The sequence below is a fragment of the Streptomyces anandii JCM 4720 genome, assembly GCF_014650655.1.
Lineage (GTDB): Bacteria > Actinomycetota > Actinomycetes > Streptomycetales > Streptomycetaceae > Streptomyces > Streptomyces anandii.
On the sequence record NZ_BMVJ01000020.1, the window covers coordinates 123,660 to 143,612 of the forward strand.

Below are 19,953 nucleotides of genomic sequence, written 5' to 3' on the forward strand. Positions count from 1 at the left end.
GTTGCGCCAGGTCAGCCTCTGCGCGTAGTACCGGGACAGGGCGGCCGGGGTGGACTGCGGCAGCGCGGCCAGCACGGCGTCCGCCGCGGGGGCGGTCGCCGGGCGCTGCTGGGTGCCGGCGGCGGAGCAGCCCGAGACGAGCAGGGCGGCGGCCACGAGGAGCGAGCCGCCGGTCCGGGCCGGGCGAAGGGCGAGGGGGAGCCGTGGACTCCGGATGCGGAGGGCGCGCCTGATGTGCATCGAACGAGCGTAACCCTCCGCAATGAGCTGAGCACTCTCCGTGCACAGCGTGCCTCGTACGAGTGATGAGCGGTGGCTCGCGGTGAGCGGCCGCGGTCCGCGAGCGTGCCGGGCCCCCGGCCCCGCCGAGCCGCGCGGCGGCCTCAGCCCGCTCTCAGCGCCATCGTCATCGCCTCCACCGCCAGCAACGGGGCCACGTTGCGGTCGAGCGCGTCACGGCAGGCGGCGATCGCCTCTATGCGGCGCAGGGTGGACTCGGGCGAGCTGCCGCCGGCCACGCGGTCCAGGGTGTCCTGCGCGTCGGCGTTGGCGATGGCCACGCGGGAGCCGAGCTGGAGGGCGAGGACGTCGCGGTAGAGGCTGGTGAGGTCGGTGAGGGCGAGGTCGAGACTGTCGCGCTGGGTGCGGGTGCGGCGGCGCTTCTGCTTGTCCTCCAGGTCCTTCATCACGCCCGCGGTGCCGCGCGGCAGCCGGCCGCCCTGGGCCGCGCCCAGCGCCGCCTTCAGCTCCTCGGTCTCCTTGGCGTCCAGCTCCTCGGCGAGCGACTTGGCGTCCTCCGAGGCCGCGTCCACCAGCTCCTGCGCGGCTCTGAGGCAGCCGCCGACGTCGTCCAGGCGCAGGGGCAGCTTGAGCACGGCGGCGCGGCGCTCACGCGCCGCGGGGTCGGTGGCGAGGCGGCGGGCGCGGTCCACGTGGCCCTGGGTGGCGCGGGCGGCTGCGGCGGCCGCGTCGGGTTCGACGCCCTCGCGGCGTACGAGCATGTCGGCGACGGCGGCCACCGACGGGGTGCTCAGGTTCAGGTGGCGGCAGCGGGAGCGGATGGTGGGCAGGACGTCCTCGATCGAGGGGGCGCACAGCAGCCACACCGTGCGCGGGGCGGGCTCCTCGACGGCCTTGAGGACGGCGTTGGCCGACTTCTCGTTCAGCCGCTCGGCGTCCTCGACGAGGATCACCTGCCAGCGGCCGTTCGCCGGGGACGTGAACGACTTGCGGACGGTGTCGCGCATGTCCTCGGCGAGGATCTGGGTGCCGACCGCGGCGACGGTGCTGACGTCGGCGTGCGTGCCCACCAGCGCCGTATGACAGCCGTCGCAGAAGCCGCAGCCGGGGGCGCCGCCCAGGGCGCGGTCGGGGCTCACGCACTGCAGGGCGGCGGCGAAGGCCCGCGCCGTCTGCGTGACGCCGGCGCCGGGCGGCCCCGTGAACAGCCAGGCATGGGTCATCTTCGACGCCTCCGGCGGCGGTGCGGCGGAGGCGGCCGCGGTGACCAGGGCGTCGGCGTCCCGGGCGGCGGCGATCAGCTGCTCGCCGACCCTCTCCTGCCCGACGAGGTCGTCCCACACGCTCATGGGTCACCCGGCCCTTTCGTCACACTTCGCGGTCCGCCCTCCATTGTGCGGGGGACCGCTGACAACGCGGACGGGCGGCCCACCCGGCCGCCCTTCCGCAGGCGCGCCGCCCGCCGGGCCGGCTCAGCGCCTGCGGCCGCGACCGCGGCCGCCGTCCCCACCGCCGGCCCGGTCCTCGTCGTCGCCGCCGTCCTCGCGCGGTCCGAGCAACTCGTCCGCCAGTGTCGGCAGGTCGTCCAGCGGGGTCTCCTCGGCCCAGTCCGGCCGGGGGCGCCGCCGTGCGCCGCCGTCCTCCTGGACCTGCGGCAGCTCGCGCGTCCGCTCGTCGGTGCCGTCGGGCCCCGCGCCCGTCCGCGGCCCCTGCCGGAAGAACCCCGGCGGAACCCGGTCCGCGGGATCCTCGCCGCGCACCGGCGGGAGCACGGCGGTCTCGTCGGCGGCCTCGTCGCGCACCGGAGGCAGCACCGCCGTCTCGTCGGCGCCCACCGGCGGCAGTACGGCGGTCTCGTCCGCAGCGCCCGCGGGCGGCACGGACGGCAGTACGGCCGTCTCGTCGGCCGCGCCCGCCGGGGCCGGGGGAACCGGCGGCTTGGGCAGCTTCGCCGTGGTCTCCGACTCGGACTCGACGGCTGCGCGGGGAGTCCGCGAGGCACCCCGCGCATCCCCTCGGTCCGTCCGTTCTGCCCGCTCCTCCCGCGTCTCCCGCACCGGCGGAAGAACCGCCGTCTCGTCCGCGGGGCCGCCGGACGCGTTCGTCGGCGTCACCACCGGGGTCGGCACGGTCGCCGCCTCCGGCGGCACCGCCGGGCCACCGGGCTCCGCGGGCCGGCGGGGACCCGCCTGCGCGGCGGCCGTCGCCTGCTCCGCCGCCCGCCGGGCCTCCTCGGCCCGCAGCAGGGCCTCCTCCGCCTTCTGCTGCTTCTCCAGCCGCCGCGCCTCGGCCTCGGCGCGCAGCCGCGCCTCCTCCTCGGCCTGCTTGCGGCGCCGCTCCTCCTCCGCCTTCCGGCGGGCCTCGGCCTCCGCGCGGGCCTGCTCCTCGGCGAGCAGCCGGGCCTGCTCCTCCTCGGCCCTGCGCCGCGCCTCCTCCGCGCGCTGCCGGGCCTCCTCGGCCTGCCGCTCGGCCTCGCGCCGCTGCGCCTCCTCCAGTTCGCGCCGCTTGCGCTCCTCCTCCTCGGCGCGCAGCCGGGCCAGCTGCTCCTGGCGCTCGCGCTCCAGGCGCTCCTCCTCGGCCTTGCGCCGGGCCTCCTCCTCGGCCTTGCGCCGGGCCTCCTCCTCCGCCTTGCGGCGCGCCTCCTCCTGGGCCTTCAGCTCGGCCTCGGACAGCGGCAGCGTCTGGTCCAGCCGGTGCCGGACTGCGGCAGTGACGGCCTCGGGCTCCTGCCCGGCGTCCACCACGAGGTAGCGCCCGGGGTCGGCGGCGGCCAGGGTCAGGAAACCGGCCCGCACGCGCGCGTGGAACTCGGCCGGTTCCGACTCCAGGCGGTCGGGCGCCTCGGTGAAGCGTTCCCTGGCGGTCTCCGGCGAGACGTCAAGCAGGACCGTCAGGTGCGGCACCAGGCCGTTGGTGGCCCAGCGGGAGATCCGCGCGATCTCGGTCGGGGACAGGTCACGGCCGGCGCCCTGATAGGCGACGGAGGAGTCGATGTACCGGTCGGTGATCACCACGGCGCCGCGCTCCAGGGCGGGCCGTACGACGGTGTCGACGTGCTCGGCCCGGTCGGCGGCGTACAGCAGCGCCTCCGCGCGGTGGGACAGGCCCTGCGAGGAGACGTCCAGGAGGATGGACCGCAGCCGCTTGCCCACGGGCGTGGCGCCCGGCTCCCGGGTGAGGACGACCTCGTGACCCTTGGACCTGATCCATTCGGCGAGGGCCTCGGCCTGGGTGGACTTGCCGGCCCCGTCGCCGCCTTCGAGGGCGATGAAGAAACCGGTGGCCGCGGGCGCCGTCACCGGGTCGTCGCCACCGCGCAGCGCGTCGACCAGGTCCTGCCTGAGCGGTACGCCGGAGCGGTCGTCGACCTTGGCCAGCACGAGCGCCGCCACCGGCAGCAGCAGCGCGCCGACCAGCATCAGCGTGAAGGCGGCGCCGCCGTGCGCGAACACGAACCGCCCGTTCTCCAGCCGGTGCGGGCCGATCGCGGCCGCGACCACCGGGGCGAGCACCGCGGCGAGGGCGACGAGGACCCGCACCACCGCGTGCAGGTGCTCGGTCATGCGCGTCCGGCGGTGGTCCTCGGTCTCCTGGTCGAGCAGCGCGTGCCCGGTGTTGGCGGCCGCGCCCGCGCCGACGCCGGCCAGCGCGAGGATCAGCAGGACGGTGGTGACGTCGGGGACCAGTCCGGCGGCGAGCAGCGCGACGCCGGTGAGGGCGATCGCCAGCGCCAGCAGGCGGCGCCGCGACAGGGACACCAGGGCCCTCGGGGCCGTACGGATGCCCAGGACGACGCCGCCGGTGAGGGCGAGCACCGCCAGTCCGTACAGCACCGGGCCGCCGCCGAGGTCCCCGGCGTGCAGCGCGCAGACGGAGACGGCGGCGGCGATCGCCCCGGCGACGGACGCGGAGGCGAGCACGAGCAGGGGGACGGCCCCGGTGCGGCCCTTGTCGACGCCGGTGGCGTTCTTCGGGCGGCGCAGGCCCTCGAGCGGCGACCGCGCGCGCGGGGTGCGCGTGCCCGGCAGCTCGAGGTAGGTCAGCACGGACAGGGAGGCCGCGAAGAGGCCGGCCGCGACGTACGCGCCGAGGGCCGCCTGGTGCTGGTCGAACCAGTCGACGGCGGTGCCCAGGAGGTTGTTGAACAGGGACGCGACGACGAGCGCGGCGGCGGCCAGCGGGATCGTCAGGAAGGTCGTGCGCAGCGTCAGGCGGCGCAGGGCGTCCATGTGGTCGGGCAGCGGACGCACCGTGGCGCCCTCGGGGGGCGGGGCGGGCAGCAGCGCGGGCGCCGCGCTCTCCCGGCACACGGTCCACAGCCGCTCGGCGACCCCGGTCAGGAAGACGGTGACGAGCAGCAGGACGGGCGCGTCGGCCGGCGTCCAGTCGATCCACAGCGGGGCGACGATCAGCAGCGCGGCGCGCACGCCGTCCGTGCCGACCATGGTCCAGCGGCGGTCGAGCGGGCCCTCGTGGGACGTGAGCGAGGTGAGCGGGCCCAGCAGGACCGCGCCGAAGAGCACGGTCGCCACGATGCGCGCCCCGAAGACGGCCGCGACCGCCAGGGCCGCGCCGCGGTAGCCGCCGCCGAAGGAGCCCTCGTCGATGACCGCCTGGAGGGTGAGGAGGACCAGGACCAGCAGCGCGAGGGTGTCGGCGACACCTCCCACCAGTTGTGCGCTCCACAACCGCCGCATCTGCGGACGGTGCAGCAGGGCGCGGACGGCGCGCTCGCGGGAGTCCGCCACCAGTGCGTCGTCGGGGGCCGGGGTGTGGGCCGTTGGCTGCTCGGCTCGCGTCATGCGTTCAGCCTATCGGGACGCACCGACAGCGCGTGGTGACCGTCCGAACGTGCGCACGCCCCGGCACGAAAGTGGTGCCGGGGTGTGCGCGCCGCGGACGAGCGGTGAAGATCGCGGCGGGCTCAGTCCTCCGCCGCCTGCGAGGCCGCTGCCTTCTTGGCGGCGGCGGACGTCGTCTTCTTCGCCGCCGTCTTCTTCGCGGTGGTCGTCTTCTTGGCGGCGGTCTTCTTCGCCGCCGTGGACGCCGTCTTCTTGGCGGCGGTCTTCTTCGCCGTCGCCTTCTTGGCGGGCGCCTTCTTCGCGGTCTTCTTGGCCGGCCCCTTGGCGCGCTTCTCCGCGAGCAGTTCGAAACCGCGCTCCGGGGTGATCGTCTCGACGCTGTCGCCGGAGCGCAGGGTCGCGTTGGTCTCCCCGTCGGTGACGTACGGCCCGAAGCGGCCGTCCTTCACCACGACCGGCTTTCCGCTGACCGGGTCCTCGCCCAGCTCCTTGAGCGGCGGCTTGGCGGCCGCGCGGCCACGCTGCTTGGGCTGGGCGTAGATCGCCAGCGCCTCCTCCAGCGTGATCGTGAAGAGCTGGTCCTCGCTCTGGAGGGAACGCGAGTCCGTGCCCTTCTTCAGGTACGGCCCGTAGCGGCCGTTCTGCGCGGTGATCTCCTGGCCCTCGGCGTCGGTGCCGACCACGCGCGGGAGCGACATCAGCCTGAGCGCGTCGTCGAGGGTGACGGTGTCCAGGGACATCGACTTGAACAGCGAGGCCGTGCGCGGCTTGACGGCGTTCTTGCCCGCCTTGGGGGTGCCCTCGGGGAGCACCTCCGTGACGTACGGGCCGTAGCGGCCGTCCTTGGCGACGATCGTGTGGCCGGTGGCCGGGTCGGTGCCCAGCTCGAAGTCGCCGCTGGGCTTGGCGAGCAGCTCCTCGGCGAGCTCGACGGTCAGCTCGTCGGGCGCGAGGTCGGTGGGGATGTCGGCCCGCTGGTGCTGCTCGGTGTCCTTCTCGCCGCGCTCGATGTAGGGGCCGTAGCGCCCCACGCGCAGCACGATGTCATTGCCGACCGGGAACGAGGAGACCTCGCGGGCGTCGATCGCGCCGAGGTCGGTCACCAGCTCCTTGAGGCCGCCGAGGTGGTCGCCGTCGCCGTTGCCCGCGTCGGCGGCGCCGCCCTCGCCGCCCGCGGCGAAGCCGCTGTCGGGCACGGTCTCACCGAAGTAGAACCTCTTGAGCCACGGCACCGCGCGGGCCTCGCCACGTGCGATGCGGTCGAGGTCGTCCTCCATCCGGGCGGTGAAGTCGTAGTCGACGAGCCGCCCGAAGTGCTTCTCCAGGAGGTTGACCACGGCGAAGGACAGGAAGGACGGCACCAGGGCGGTGCCCTTCTTGAAGACGTACCCGCGGTCGAGGATGGTGCCGATGATCGAGGCGTACGTCGACGGGCGGCCGATCTCGCGCTCTTCGAGCTCCTTGACCAGGCTGGCCTCGGTGTAGCGGGCCGGGGGCTTGGTGGCGTGCCCGTCGGCCGTGATCTCCTCGGCGCTCAGCGCGTCGCCCTCGGCGACCTGGGGCAGCCGGCGCTCGCGGTCGTCCAGCTCGGCGTTGGGGTCGTCGGCGCCCTCGACGTAGGCCTTGAGGAAGCCGTGGAAGGTGATGGTCTTGCCGGACGCGGTGAACTCGACGTCCCGGCCGTCGGCCGCGGCGCCGCCGATGCGCACGGTGACGGAGTTGCCGGTCGCGTCCTTCATCTGGGAGGCGACGGTCCGCTTCCAGATCAGCTCGTAGAGCTTGAACTGGTCACCGGTCAGCCCGGTCTCGGCGGGAGTGCGGAAACGATCACCCGAGGGGCGGATCGCCTCGTGCGCCTCCTGGGCGTTCTTGACCTTCCCGGCGTACGTGCGCGGCTGCGGCGGCAGGTAGTCGGCGCCGTACAGCTGCGTGACCTGGGCGCGTGCGGCGGAGACCGCCGTGTCGCTCAGGGTGGTGGAGTCCGTACGCATGTACGTGATGTAGCCGTTCTCGTACAGCTTCTGGGCGATCTGCATGGTCGCCTTCGCGCCGAAGCCGAGCTTGCGGCTCGCCTCCTGCTGCAGCGTCGTCGTACGGAACGGGGCGTACGGCGAGCGGCGGTACGGCTTGGACTCGACGGAGCGGACCGAGAAGCGGGTGTCCTCCAGCGCGGCGGCGAGCGCGCGGGCGTTCGCCTCGTCGAGGTGGAGGGTGTTCGCGCTCTTCAGCTGCCCGACGGAGTCGAAGTCGCGGCCCTGTGCGACACGCCGGCCGTCGACGCTCTGCAGCCGGGCGACCAGCGACGACGGGTCGGAGGTGTCTCCCGCGCGGCCGGTCGAGAAGGTGCCGGTCAGGTCCCAGTACTCGGCGGAGCGGAACGCCATGCGCTCGCGCTCCCGCTCGACCACGAGCCGGGTCGCGACGGACTGCACGCGGCCCGCCGACAGGCGCGGCATGACCTTCTTCCACAGCACCGGGGAGACCTCGTAGCCGTAGAGGCGGTCGAGGATGCGGCGGGTTTCCTGGGCGTCGACCAGGCGCTGGTTGAGCTGGCGCGGGTTGGCGACGGCGGCCCGGATCGCGTCCTTGGTGATCTCGTGGAAGACCATCCGCTTGACGGGGATCTTGGGCTTGAGCACCTCCTGGAGGTGCCAGGCGATGGCCTCGCCCTCGCGGTCCTCATCGGTGGCGAGGAAGAGCTCGTCGGAGTCCTTCAGCAGATCCTTGAGCTTCTTGACCTGGGCCTTCTTGTCCGCGTTGATCACATAGATCGGCTGGAAGTCGTGTTCGACGTCCACACCGAGGCGGCGGACCTCGCCGGTGTACTTCTCGGGGACCTCCGCGGCCCCGTTGGGAAGGTCGCGGATGTGCCCGACGCTCGCTTCGACGACGTAGCCGGGGCCGAGGTAGCCCTTGATCGTCTTCGCCTTGGCAGGCGACTCGACGATGACGAGTCGGCGGCCGCCCTGTGCGGTCTCGCTGGTCGGGGACAACTTCGCTCTTCTCTCCGGTCGGCTCTGGATCTCCCCAGGCCTTGGTTTCCCGGGGTCGGGTCGTGCTGACGCTGCGGAGTGTGACGGTACATCCCGCCCCCGTGTCAAACGGGAAAAGCCCGCAACGGCCACTCGAACGGTAACCCGACTACCGCCCTTCCTGCCGCCCGGAGTGCCCACCGGCCCCATCGGTGATATGCGGAGGGTTACCCCTCAATTACCGGAAGCGGGGCGCGGGGACACCGCTGCGGCGGTCGTCACAGGCGGGTGAAGCACCACGCTCCGAGGGCCAGGGCCGTGAGGGCGGCCACACCGGCGACGGTAACCGACATCGCCCGGGGCGCGCCGGGGGCGACCGGTTCCCGGTGCCGCACGCGGGTCGCCGTCCAGCCCAGCAGTGCCGTCCCGAACAGGGCGAACACCGTCCCCGTGAAGATCGCCGGCCCGCTCTCCATGTACGTCCCCTCCCGCATCCGGATCCCCCGGTCCGCGAGGCTGACACCCGCGGGCGACGACCGGGCCAACCGGCGGTGAACGGCGCGCGAGCCCGCCCGCGCGCCCCGCCGCCCGCCGTCACGCAACGTGTTCACGCCGACGCGACGAGGGAACGCCCGAGGCCGAAAAAAGAACGTGACCGAAAAACCCTCCGCCCCCTCGGCCTCCGGCACCGGCCGGCGCCCGCCGGCTCAGCCCGTCGGCACCCGCACGCGCGGGTCCGGGAGCCGGTCCCGGGGCTGCCGAGGGCGCATTCCAGGCTCCCGCCCGCTCAGCCCGCGCTGCCGCTCGGTCCCCGGTGCGCGGTCGGTTCGCCCGCGTCCGGTCAGTCGGCCGGTTCCAGGAAGCCCTGCTCCACCAGTAGGCGGATCTGCGAGGGTGTGCGGTCGCGCAGGAGGACCGGGTCCTCGCCCATCAGCTGGGCGATGGCGTCCAGGATCCGGCCGGCGCTCAGCGTGCCGTCGCAGACCCCGGCGAAGCCCGCGCCGACCGTGTCCACGGCGGTCGCCCTGCGCATTCCGCGGTGCTGGCGCAGCACCACGTGCTCCGGGTCCTCGGCGCCGGGCAGGCCCACCTGTTCCTGCACGATCTCCCGCACGAGCCGGAAGTGCGCCTCCAGCAGGGCCGCGTCGTCATGCTCGCGCAGGTAGTCGAGGCGCTCGAAGTGCGCGCGGACCGTGTCGCCGAGCGGCTGCTCGACGGCGTGCGGCCACTCCTCGACGGTGACCGAGGGCTCGGCGGCCGCCGTACGGCGCAGGGTGATCCAGCCGAAGCCCACGGCCCGCACCTTGCGCGCCTCGAACTCCTCGAGCCACGCGTCGTACCGCGCCTGGTACTCGGCCGGGTCGTCGCGGTGGTCGCCGGCGTCCCTGAGCCACAGCTCGGCGTACTGCGTGACGTCCTGCACCTCGCGCTGCACGATCCAGGCGTCGCACCCGCGGGGCACCCACGACCTGAGTCTGTCCTGCCAGTCCTCCCCCTCCACGTGCTGCCAGTTGGCGAGGAACTGCGCGAACCCGCCCTCGTTCAGCCGCTCCCCCGCCTGCTGAACGAGCGTGCGGCACAGATCGTCCCCGCTCATCCCGCCGTCGCGGTAGGTGAGCCGGGCGCCGGGTGAGATCACGAAGGGCGGGTTCGACACGATCAGGTCGAACCTCTCGTCGTCGCGGACCGGCTCGAACAGCGAGCCCTGCCGCAGATCGGCGGCCGGGGCGCCGGACAGCGCGAGCGTGAGCGCGGTGATGTGCAGCGCGCGCGGGTTGACGTCGGTCGCCGTCACGCGCGTGGCGTGCCGTCCCGCGTGCAGCGCCTGGATGCCGGACCCGGTGCCGAGGTCCAGCGCGGAGGCGACGGGCGTACGGACCGTGATGCCGGCGAGGGTCGTGGAGGCGCCGCCGACGCCGAGGACCACGCCCTCCTCACGGCTGCCGATGCCTCCCGCGCCGCCGACCGCGCAGCCCAGGTCGGAGACGATGAACCAGTCCTCGCCGTCCAGTCCGCCGTACGGCCGCACGTCCACGGTCGCGGCGAGCTCGTCGCCGCCCACGCGGACCAGCCAGCCGGTCTCCAGGCAGGCGTCGACGGGCAGGACGTCCGCCACGCGCGCGTGCGGCACGGGCTGCTGGAGCAGGAACAGCCGGACCAGCATCTCCAGCGGCGTGTCCCCGCGCGTGGCCCGCAGCGCGGGCACGGTCTCGCTGCGCGCGAGGGCCGCGTAGGCGGGCGCGCCGAGCAGGTCGAGCAGTCCGTCGGCGGTGAAGGAGGCGCCGAGCAGGGCGTCCCGGAGCCGGGCGGCGACGTCCGGGCGGTCGGCGGCGGGCAGGTCGGTCAGGCTGGAGTCACTCACGTCCCCCATTGTGTCGGTCGGCACCGACATCGCACGCGCGCGTACCGCGCCGTTTTCCGGCCGGACCCGTCCGCCGGGGCTCAGCCGTCACGGCCCACCCGCCGGGGCTCAGCCGTAACGACCCACCCGCCGGGGCTCAGCCGCTGGTCGCCGGCGCGGAGGCGGAGCCCGAGGCGGACTTGCAGGTGGGCTGGCGGGCCATGGCCTTGCCGACGTCGCCCTCCTCCAGGTTCTTCAGGGCGTCGCTGCCGGTCTTGCTCAGCTTGTCCAGCTGCGTGGCGATGCCCTTGAGGCCGTCGGCGAACTTCGCCTGGTCCTTGGTGTCGAGCTTGTCCACCTGCTGCTTGAGGGAGACGTAGGAGGCGCTGAGGTCGTTGAGTTCCTTGACCGCGTCCTGCTGCTTCTTGCTGCCGTTGTCCACGTTGGGGGAGCCGGCCCGGCTCACGGCGGCGCCGATCGCCTTGTAGGCGTCGGACATGTCCTGGAACGCCTGCGCGTCGGTCTTCTGGACCGCCGTCGTGGGGCTGTTGTCCGAGGTCTGCTTCTGGATCGCGGCGCTGGCGGCCTCGATCTTCTTCGCCTGCGGCTGCACCGCCTCGCACACCTGCTTGGCCCAGGTGTTCAGCGCGTCGTTCTTGTTGTCGGCGCTGTTGTCGCCGCAACCCGTCAGTGCCAGTGCCAGTACCGCACCGCCGGACAGTGCGGCCGCGAGCTTCTTGTTCACCGGTTTGGTCCCTTCCATGGCTCTCGGCCCCGGAACATACACGCCGTATCGCCGGCAAACCCCGGTCGAGCACCCGTTATGGACCCTCTTGAAGCCATTTGCACCAAGCGAGAGAAGGCTCACGGCTCGGGGCGCACCCGCGCACACAGCGGGCGGGCGGCACGTCACACGCGCCGCCCGCCCGCCTGATGAGCTGGGCCTCCCTCAAGACCGCCTACGAAACCACCGCGGGATCGGCCGACTTGGACACCCGTTCGGCGTTGTCTTCGTCACCCACGGCGATTCCGCGCCGCTTGGAGATGTAGACCGCGCCGACGATGACGATCAGCGCCAGGATCGCGATCATGATGCGTACCCCGAGGCTCTTGTCGCTGCCGTAGGAGAACTTGATGACCGCGGGCGCGATGAGCAGCGAGACGAGGTTCATCACCTTCAGCAGTGGGTTGATCGCGGGGCCGGCGGTGTCCTTGAAGGGGTCGCCGACCGTGTCCCCGATGACCGTGGCGGCGTGGGCCTCGCTGCCCTTGCCGCCGTGGTGGCCGTCCTCGACCAGTTTCTTGGCGTTGTCCCAGGCACCACCGGAGTTGGCGAGGAACACCGCCATCAGCGTGCCCGCCCCGATGGCGCCGGCGAGGTAGGCGCCGAGCGCGCCGACGCCGAGCGTGAATCCGATGAAGATCGGCGCCATGACGGCGAGCAGTCCGGGCGTGGCGAGTTCGCGCAGGGCGTCCTTGGTGCAGATGTCGACGACCTTGCCGTACTCCGGCTTCTCGGTGTAGTCCATGATCCCGGGCTTCTCACGGAACTGCCGGCGCACCTCGAACACCACCGAACCCGCCGACCGCGACACCGCGTTGATCGCCAGCCCCGAGAAGAGGAAGACGACCGCCGCGCCCGCGATCAGACCGACCAGGTTGTTGGGCTGCGAGATGTCCATGGTCAGGGTCATCGGTGCGCCCGCGCCGGACAACTGCTCCCCGACGTCGCGCGCCCCGGTGGTGATCGCGTCGCGGTACGACCCGAACAGCGCCGAGGCCGCGAGGACGGCGGTGGCGATGGCGATGCCCTTGGTGATGGCCTTGGTGGTGTTGCCCACCGCGTCCAGGTTGGTGAGCACCTGCGCGCCCGCGCCCTCGACGTCGCCCGACATCTCGGCGATGCCCTGGGCGTTGTCGGAGACCGGGCCGAAGGTGTCCATGGCGACGATCACGCCGACCGTGGTGAGCAGGCCGGTGCCGGCCAGCGCCACCGCGAACAGCGCCAGCATGATCGACGTACCGCCGAGCAGGAACGCCCCGTACACGCCGAGGCCGATCAGCAGGGCGGTGTAGACGGCCGACTCCAGGCCGACCGAGATGCCGGCGAGGACGACGGTGGCCGGGCCGGTGAGCGAGGTCTTGCCGATGTCCCTGACGGGACGCCGGGTGGTCTCGGTGAAGTAGCCGGTCAGCTGCTGGATCACGGCCGCCAGCAGGATGCCGATCGCCACCGCGACGAGCGCGAGGACGCGCGGATCGCCGTCCTTGCCGCGGATCGCCGCGTCGGTGACGCCGGTCAGACCGGAGTAGGTGGACGGCAGATAGGTGTAGACGGCCGCCGCGACCAGCGCGAGCGAGATCACCGCGGAGATGAAGAAGCCGCGGTTGATGGCGCTCATGCCGCTGCGGTCGGCGCGCCGCGGCGCCACCGCGAAGATGCCGATCATCGCCGTGATCACGCCGATGGCCGGCACCAGCAGCGGGAAGGCGAGGCCGTCGTTGCCGAAGGCCGCCTTGCCGAGGATGAGGGCGGCGACCAGCGTGACGGCGTACGACTCGAAGAGGTCCGCCGCCATGCCGGCGCAGTCGCCGACGTTGTCGCCCACGTTGTCGGCGATGGTCGCGGCATTGCGGGGATCGTCCTCCGGAATGCCCTGCTCGACCTTGCCGACCAGGTCGGCGCCGACGTCGGCGGCCTTGGTGAAGATGCCGCCGCCGACACGCATGAACATCGCGATGAGTGCCGCACCGAGGCCGAAGCCCTCGAGCACCTTCGGCGCGTCGGCCGCGTACACCAGCACCACACAGGAGGCGCCCAGCAGGCCGAGCCCCACCGTGAACATGCCGACGACGCCGCCCGTGCGGAACGCGATCTTCATGGCTTTGTGCGAGACGGTGGTGAGATCCTTTTCGGGCTCACCTTCCGCCGGGGTCGCTTCCCGGGCCGCCGCGGCGACGCGCACATTGCTGCGCACGGCGAGCCACATGCCGATATACCCGGTGGCCGCCGAGAAGGCGGCACCGATCAGGAAGAACACCGACCGTCCGGCACGCTGATTCCAGTCGTCCGCGGGCAGCAGCATGAGCAGGAAGAACACGACGACGGCGAATACGCCGAGCGTGCGCAGCTGACGGCCCAGATAGGCCTTGGCGCCCTCCTGGACTGCTTCCGCGATCTTCTTCATGCTGTCGGTGCCCTCGCCCGCCGCGAGCACCTGGCGCACCAGGACGCCGGCGACCACGAGTGCGGCCAGCGCGACGGCCGCGATGACCGCCACGATGATCCGATTGTCGTGAGTCAGGACTGCGGCCGCGAGGGTTGTGGGGTGACCCAACTGTTCAGGGGTAGAAAGCCCCGCCATTCGTCCTCCTTGACGCTTGGGCTGAGCTCAAGATGTGGACGGATTGTAGGTACCGGAACCTGATCAAAACAGTACGCCGTAAATGGAATCAGCCTTCACATGCTTCTCAGCAAATGATCGCCGGGCGGTCACCGAACCCGAAAGCGGTAATGCCTCAAAAGCATTGACGCTTGATCCATTATCGCGCTAAATGATCGTGAACGAATTCACGAATTGATGGCATGACTACTGTAAGCCCGGTGACCGGCGCCGCGACATGCCGAAGGGCCCCACTCGGTGGGGCCCTTCGGATGGTGCTCGGTCAGCCTGCTCGGCTCAGGGACGTCTGCTGCTCAGGAGAGCGCCACGGCCGGCGGTGCGGTCGGCCAGGTCATCTTGATGGACCCGCCGTGCTCCCCGGCCGAGACCTGCACGTCGTCGACGAGCCCGCTGATGACCGCGAGGCCCATCTCGTCCTCCTCGGCCTCCGCCTCGTCCATGGCGCCGGGGGAGTCCCCGGGGCCGTGCGAGGCGTGCGCGGCCTCGTCGCCGACCTCGATGGAGAACTGTTTCTCCTCCTCGATCAGCATCACCTTCACCGGCGCCGAGATGCCGCCGATCTGATGCAGACCGACGGCACGGGAGCAGGCCTCGCCGACGGCGAGCCGGACCTCGTCGAGGACGGCCTCGTCCACTCCGGCCCTGCGCGCCACCGCTGCCGCCACCAGACGGGCGGTCCTGACGTGCTCGGGCAGCGCGCTGAAGCGGAGTTCGACGGTGGCCATGCATCCCCCTCGGAGCTACGGGCGTGCTGTCGAGGGGCCGGGCCGCCGAGAGCCCGGTCCCCCGCGTTGATCTCTTCCGCCCCGGACACCGCCCGGGGCCGGCGGTCAGTCGGTGGCCGCCACCGCTTCGTCGACCGAGGTGTGGATCGGGAACACCTTGGTCAGACCGGTGATGCGGAAGATCTTGAGAATGCGCTCCTGGTTGCAGACCAGGCGCAGCGAGCCCTCATGGGCACGCACCCGCTTCAGGCCTCCGACCAGCACGCCGAGCCCGGTGGAGTCGAGGAAGTCCACGCCCTCCATGTCCACGACGAGGTGGAAATTCCCGTCGTTCACCAACTCGACCAGCTGTTCGCGCAGCTTGGGCGCGGTATATACGTCGATTTCGCCACCGACCTCGACGACCGTACGATCGCCGACGGTACGGGTCGACAGGGACAGGTCCACGGATCCTCCAGCACCTTGCTATCGAGCGGTCGCCCCTCGGGACACCTCGGCTTGGAAGCCCCCGGGACGGTTCGCCAGCCGCGATGGCATTCAATCACTTACCGGCAGGCGTGCACGACGCCTTGGCTCCATTGTCCGTCACGCCGGTGACAGACTCGGTCCCGATGGCCAAGAATCACCGATCCGATCGACCCCCGGCGGACCCCGCAACCCGCTTGACGCCAGGCGCGGTTCTGGACCGGCTCGCCTCCGGGCCGAGCAGGGCTGCGCGCATCACTCATACGGAGCACTTGCCCCCGCGGGCGGGTCGGCATGCCGTCTGGCCCGACCGGATTCGCCCGGAGGTCGTCGCGGCCGTGCGGGCGTGCGGAATCGAACACCCCTGGGCCCACCAGGCACGGGCCGCCGAGCACGCCCTGGACGGCGACTCCGTGGTCGTCGCCACCGGCACCGCATCCGGCAAGTCGCTCGCGTATCTGGTCCCGGTCCTCTCCACCCTTCTGGACGGCTCCGAGGCGCCGAACGGCCGCGGCGCCACCACCCTCTACCTCGCCCCCACCAAGGCCCTGGCGGCCGACCAGTGCCGGGCGGTGAAGGAACTCGCCGGGCCGCTGGGCAAGGCCGTGCGGCCCGCCGTGTACGACGGCGACACGCCGCCCGAGGAACGCGAGTGGATCCGCCAGTACGCCAACCACGTCCTGACCAACCCCGACATGCTGCACCGCGGGATCCTGCCCTCCCACCCCCGCTGGTCCTCGTTCCTGCGGGCCCTGAAGTTCGTGGTCGTCGACGAGTGCCACACCTACCGGGGCGTCTTCGGCTCCCACGTCGCCCAGGTGCTGCGCCGGCTGCGGCGGCTGTGCGCGCGCTACGGGGCCTCGCCCGTCTTCCTGCTGGCCTCGGCGACCGCCGCGGAGCCCGCGGTGGCCGCCCGCCGCCTGACCGGCGTCCCTGTGGTCGAGGTGGCCGACGACGCCTCACCTCGGGGTGAACTGGTGTTCGCCTTGTGGGAGCCGCCGCTCACCGAGCTGCGGGGCGAGAAGGGCGCCCCCGTACGCCGCACCGTCACCGCCGAGACCGCCGACCTGCTGACCGACCTCACCCTGCAGGGCGTGCGCTCGGTCGCCTTCGTACGCTCCCGGCGCGGCGCCGAGCTGATCTCGGTGATCGCCCAGGAGCGGCTGGCGGAGATCGAACGCCCGCTGGCCCGGCGGGTCGCGGCCTACCGAGGCGGCTACCTCCCCGAGGAACGCCGCGCCCTCGAACGCGCCCTGCACTCCGGCGAACTCCTCGGACTCGCCGCCACCACCGCCCTGGAGCTGGGCGTCGACGTCGCCGGCCTGGACGCCGTGCTGATCGCCGGCTACCCGGGCACCCGCGCCTCCCTGTGGCAGCAGGCGGGCCGGGCGGGCCGCGCCGGACAGGGCGCGCTGGCGGTGCTGGTGGCCCGCGACGACCCGCTGGACACATTCCTGGTGCACCACCCCGAGGCCCTCTTCGACCAGCCGGTGGAGTCCACGGTCCTCGACCCCGACAACCCCTACGTCCTCGCCCCGCACCTGTGCGCGGCCGCCGCCGAGCTGCCGCTCACCGAGGAGGACACCGAGCTGTTCGGACCGGCGTCCGCCGAGCTGCTGCCGCAGCTGGAGGCCGCGAAGCTGCTGCGCCGGCGGACCAGGGCCTGGCACTGGACGCGCCGGGAACGGGCCGCCGACCTGGCCGACATCCGCGGCGAGGGCGGACGCCCGGTGCAGATCGTCGAGGCCGGCACCGGCCGGCTGCTCGGCACGGTCGACGAGGCCGCCTCGCACACGACCGTCCACGAGGGCGCGGTCCACCTCCACCAGGGCCGTACGTACCTGGTACGCGCCCTGGACCTGGACGACTCGGTCGCCCTGGTCGAGGAGGCCAACCCGCCCTACACGACGGTCGCCCGCGACACGACGGCGATCTCCGTGCTGGAGACGGACATCGAGGTCCCCTGGGGCGCGGGCCGCCTGTGCCACGGCTCCGTCGAGGTCACCAACCAGGTGGTCTCCTTCCTGCGCAGACGCGTCCTGACCGGTGAGGTGCTGGGCGAGACGAAACTCGACCTCCCTCCTCGTACGCTGCGGACCCGGGCGGTGTGGTGGACGGTCACCGAGGACCAGCTCGACGAGGCCCGGATCAGCCCGGAGATCCTCGGCGGAGCCCTGCACGCCGCCGAGCACGCGTCGATCGGCATGCTGCCCCTGTTCGCCACCTGCGACCGCTGGGACATCGGCGGCGTCTCCGTCCCGCTCCACCCGGACACGCTCCTGCCCACGGTCTTCGTCTACGACGGCCATCCCGGCGGCGCGGGATTCGCCGAGCGTGCCTTCCGCACCGCCCGCGCCTGGCTCACAGCCACCCGGGAGGCCATCGCCTCCTGCGAGTGCGACGCCGGCTGCCCCTCCTGCATCCAGTCCCCCAAGTGCGGCAACGGCAACGACCCCCTCCACAAACGCGGCGCCGTACGCCTCCTGACGGCGCTCCTGCGCGGGGCCCCCGAGAAAGAGACGGAGGCTTAGCCCGTCCGGGTGACGGGGGCCGGTGCCGCGGGTACCGGCGGGCCGGTCGCGGACGGCGTGCCGGAGGGTCCCGGTGGGCCCGGTCGTGCTGATGGGGTGGAGGGGCCCGGTGGGCCGGGTGGGCCGGGTGGTCCGGCTCTTGCGCGTGCCTCGGCTTTGAACGGGCCGCGCCGCGATGTCGCCGTGACGTCCGATACCTCGCCCACGACGGCGCACCGCACGAGGTGTGTGTCCTGGGCGCGGGCCACACGGTCCGCTCGGGCGCAGGCCGCGGCCCGGCCCTCCGCCCAGTGGTCCGCCGCCGCGAGGGCCGCGAGGTCGGCGGCCCCGGCGGCGCGGTGCCGGGTGACGACGGCCTGCCCCAGGGCGAGGCCGACCCCGAACACCACGCAGAGCAGCGCGATCGCACCCACGCTCCAGACGGTCGCGGACCCCCGGTCGGAACCGGCGAACCGGCGCCTCATGACCCCGCCCCTTCCTGTGCCGGCGGCGCCCCAGCCGCCTCCTCCGACTCCGCCACGGCCTCCTCCCTGAGCCGGAAGGGGAGCACCCCCAGCCCCGGTGGATCGGCCACGACCACCACGCGGACGTGCTCGCCCTCCCGGGTGACCGTCACCCGCGCCCCGCCGGGAGCGGCCTCGCGGGTCACCCGGGTGACCGCGTCCTCGGGGTCCTGGCGGGCGGCGGCCCGGGCGCCCACCCGGGCCGCGTCCACGCACTGGATCTGCGCGAGCACCACCAGCAGCCCCCACACCAGCGTGGTCACCACCAGCACCAGCACGGGCAGCACCATGGCGGCCTCGGCCGTCACGAACCCGTGGTCGGCGCCCCGGGCGTTCGGCAGGCCCCTCCCCTCATGTCCGCTCCTCTCATGTCCGCGCACTGAGCGCCTTCTTCACGATGTTCTGCAGCTCCGTCTTGACCTCCCCGCTGGTCACCACCTCGTAGAGCAGCACGGCGAACGCCACCGCCGCGATGATGCCCATCGCGTATTCGGAAGTGACCATTCCGGCGTCCCGCCGCATCCGGGCCACCAGGGCACGCAGTCGTGCCCGTGCCTTTCCGTACATCTCAACCCCCGTCGGGTCTCGGTATCTGTTGGTTTCCATCGATCAGCGGCGACGGTCAGCCGCCTCTTGCTCGCAGCACCCCGCCCGCCAGTCCGATGACCACGGGCAGCACACCGACCGCGACGAAGGCGGGCAGGAAGCACAGCCCCACCGGGGCGCTGACCAGGACGGCCGCCTTGCGCGCCCGGGCCGTGGCCGCACGGGCCCGGTCCGCTCTGACGTCGGCGGCGAGCCGCGCGGCCGGTCCGGCGGCGGGCAGCCCCGACTCGTCCGCCCGTTCCAGCAGCCGCGCGAGGGCCGCGGCCCCCGGTATCGCGGCCAGCCGGCACCAGGCGTCGGCTGGTCGGCCACCCAGCCGCACCTCCGCCGCTCCCCGCGCCAGCGCCTGTCCGACCGGTCCGTCCAGGGCTTCGCCGACCGCCTGGGCGGCGATCACCGGACCCGCGCCGGCGGCGATGCAGGCAGCCAGCAGGTCGGCGGCTAGGGGCAGTTGACGGGCGGCTCCGACGGCGTCGAACTCGGGCTCGGGACGGCCCCCGGCCGACTGCCGCCACCTCCGCAGCCCGGCCGCCGCGGCCAGTCCGACCGCGATTGCGGTGAGCCCCCCGACCAGCACCCAGCAGGCGCCCGCGGCCCCGGCGACCGGCAACCACGGCCGCAGGGCGGCGATTCCGGGGAGCCGGGACCTCGGTGCCGGTGCCCCCGGCCGCGGCACGTTCCGCGGTGTCCGGTCCAGCAGCGCGGCCATCCGCCGCCGCGCTCTGCGTTCCCGGCGCACCCTCTCCAGCCACCGGACCAGCAGCACCAGGAGGGCCGCCGCACCCAGGGCCGTCCCCAGCCTGTGGACGACGTGAACCATCTGGACGGCGTCGGCGCTCATTCCGCCTCCGCACGCCGCGTGATCCACAGGGCCCACCACAGGCCTGCTCCCTCCAGCGCCCCGCCGACGAGCAGGCAGCCGAGGCCCGCTCCCGTGTGGAGCAGCACATGCAGCGGGTCGGCGCCCATGGCGGTGCCCAGGAGGATCCCGAGGGCGGGCAGGGCGGCGAGCATCACCGCGGTGGCCCGGGCGCCGGCCAACTGGGCGCGCAGGTCGGCGCGCTGGTCCCGCTCGGCGCGCAGCGCGCCTTCGAGCCGGTCGAGCCCGGCCGCGAGTCCCGCGCCCTGGTCGACGGCCACCCGCCAGCAGGCCGCCAGCCCGCGCAGCCCCTCCGCACCCGGCTGCCGTGCCGCCGAGACCAGGGCCCCGGGAACGTCCCCGCCGAACCGCGCCGCCGCGAGCACCGCCGCCTGCCCGTCCCCGAGGCCGCCCGAGTCGTGCGCGGCCCGCAGCAGCGCCGCGCCCGGCTGCCGGCCGGCCCTCACCTCACCGGCCAGCGCGCCGCACAGGGCGATCACCGCGT

General features: G+C 73.3%; 15 protein-coding genes and 1 pseudogene. 1 reads left to right on the forward strand and 15 read right to left on the reverse strand.

The window, feature by feature from the left end:
- From IE249_RS38775 to bldG, 10 genes and pseudogenes are all read right to left on the reverse strand, one after another.
- Window positions 1-240: pseudogene (locus IE249_RS38775) on the reverse strand (alpha/beta hydrolase); the annotation flags it as partial.
- A gap of 143 nt (window positions 241-383) precedes the next feature.
- On the reverse strand, window positions 384-1,589 hold the full coding sequence (locus IE249_RS28705) for a DNA polymerase III subunit delta' (RefSeq protein ID WP_189709339.1): 1,206 nt from the start codon (window positions 1,587-1,589) through the stop codon (window positions 384-386).
- A gap of 123 nt (window positions 1,590-1,712) precedes the next feature.
- Window positions 1,713-5,042 carry a dTMP kinase gene (gene tmk, locus IE249_RS28710; RefSeq protein WP_189709341.1) on the reverse strand — a complete coding sequence of 1,110 codons (3,330 nt, stop codon included), beginning with the start codon at window positions 5,040-5,042 and terminating at the stop codon, window positions 1,713-1,715.
- 122 nt (window positions 5,043-5,164) lie between these two features.
- Window positions 5,165-8,035: a type I DNA topoisomerase gene (gene topA / locus IE249_RS28715; protein WP_189709342.1), complete on the reverse strand. Its 2,871-nt coding sequence runs from the start codon at window positions 8,033-8,035 to the stop codon at window positions 5,165-5,167.
- A 257-nt stretch (window positions 8,036-8,292) separates the two neighbouring features.
- A complete protein-coding gene (locus tag IE249_RS28720) occupies window positions 8,293-8,490 on the reverse strand; it encodes a hypothetical protein (protein WP_189709344.1) in 198 nt (65 codons plus the stop codon).
- Window positions 8,491-8,855: 365 nt separating this feature from the next.
- Window positions 8,856-10,376 (reverse strand): DUF7059 domain-containing protein, encoded by a 1,521-nt coding sequence (locus IE249_RS28725; protein WP_189709346.1) that lies wholly within the window; start codon window positions 10,374-10,376, stop codon window positions 8,856-8,858.
- Window positions 10,377-10,512: 136 nt separating this feature from the next.
- On the reverse strand, window positions 10,513-11,118 hold the full coding sequence (locus IE249_RS28730; RefSeq protein ID WP_189709348.1) for a small secreted protein: 606 nt from the start codon (window positions 11,116-11,118) through the stop codon (window positions 10,513-10,515).
- A 196-nt stretch (window positions 11,119-11,314) separates the two neighbouring features.
- Window positions 11,315-13,720, reverse strand: a complete 2,406-nt coding sequence (locus IE249_RS28735) for a sodium-translocating pyrophosphatase (protein WP_189709350.1) — start codon at window positions 13,718-13,720, stop codon at window positions 11,315-11,317.
- 332 nt (window positions 13,721-14,052) lie between these two features.
- Window positions 14,053-14,484: an ATP-binding protein gene (locus tag IE249_RS28740; protein WP_189709352.1), complete on the reverse strand. Its 432-nt coding sequence runs from the start codon at window positions 14,482-14,484 to the stop codon at window positions 14,053-14,055.
- Between the two features lie 105 nt (window positions 14,485-14,589).
- The gene (bldG, locus tag IE249_RS28745) at window positions 14,590-14,931 is read right to left on the reverse strand and encodes an anti-sigma factor antagonist BldG (RefSeq protein WP_009189842.1); all 342 of its coding nucleotides are present in this window, start codon (window positions 14,929-14,931) and stop codon (window positions 14,590-14,592) included.
- Window positions 14,932-15,014: 83 nt separating this feature from the next.
- Between bldG and sftH the strand changes: the two genes are divergently transcribed.
- Window positions 15,015-17,480 carry a DEAD/DEAH box helicase gene (gene sftH / locus IE249_RS28750; protein WP_189709354.1) on the forward strand — a complete coding sequence of 822 codons (2,466 nt, stop codon included), beginning with the start codon at window positions 15,015-15,017 and terminating at the stop codon, window positions 17,478-17,480.
- Here the strand turns inward: sftH and IE249_RS28755 are convergent.
- The 5 genes from IE249_RS28755 to IE249_RS38780 all read right to left on the reverse strand — a co-directional run.
- Entirely contained in the window at window positions 17,477-17,944 is a 468-nt protein-coding gene (locus tag IE249_RS28755) for an Rv3654c family TadE-like protein (RefSeq protein WP_189709356.1), read from the reverse strand. The two genes, sftH and IE249_RS28755, sit on opposite strands and share 4 nt — an antisense overlap.
- On the reverse strand, window positions 17,941-18,324 hold the full coding sequence (locus tag IE249_RS28760; protein WP_268249726.1) for a TadE family type IV pilus minor pilin: 384 nt from the start codon (window positions 18,322-18,324) through the stop codon (window positions 17,941-17,943). Before IE249_RS28760 ends, IE249_RS28755 begins: the two co-directional genes overlap by 4 nt.
- Window positions 18,325-18,349: 25 nt before the next feature.
- Entirely contained in the window at window positions 18,350-18,550 is a 201-nt protein-coding gene (locus IE249_RS28765; RefSeq protein WP_189709360.1) for a DUF4244 domain-containing protein, read from the reverse strand.
- 55 nt (window positions 18,551-18,605) lie between these two features.
- Window positions 18,606-19,430: a type II secretion system F family protein gene (locus IE249_RS28770; protein ID WP_189709362.1), complete on the reverse strand. Its 825-nt coding sequence runs from the start codon at window positions 19,428-19,430 to the stop codon at window positions 18,606-18,608.
- A partial coding sequence (locus tag IE249_RS38780; RefSeq protein ID WP_229859461.1) for a type II secretion system F family protein occupies window positions 19,427-19,953 on the reverse strand: 527 nt, incomplete at its 5' end. The genes IE249_RS28770 and IE249_RS38780, both read right to left, overlap by 4 nt.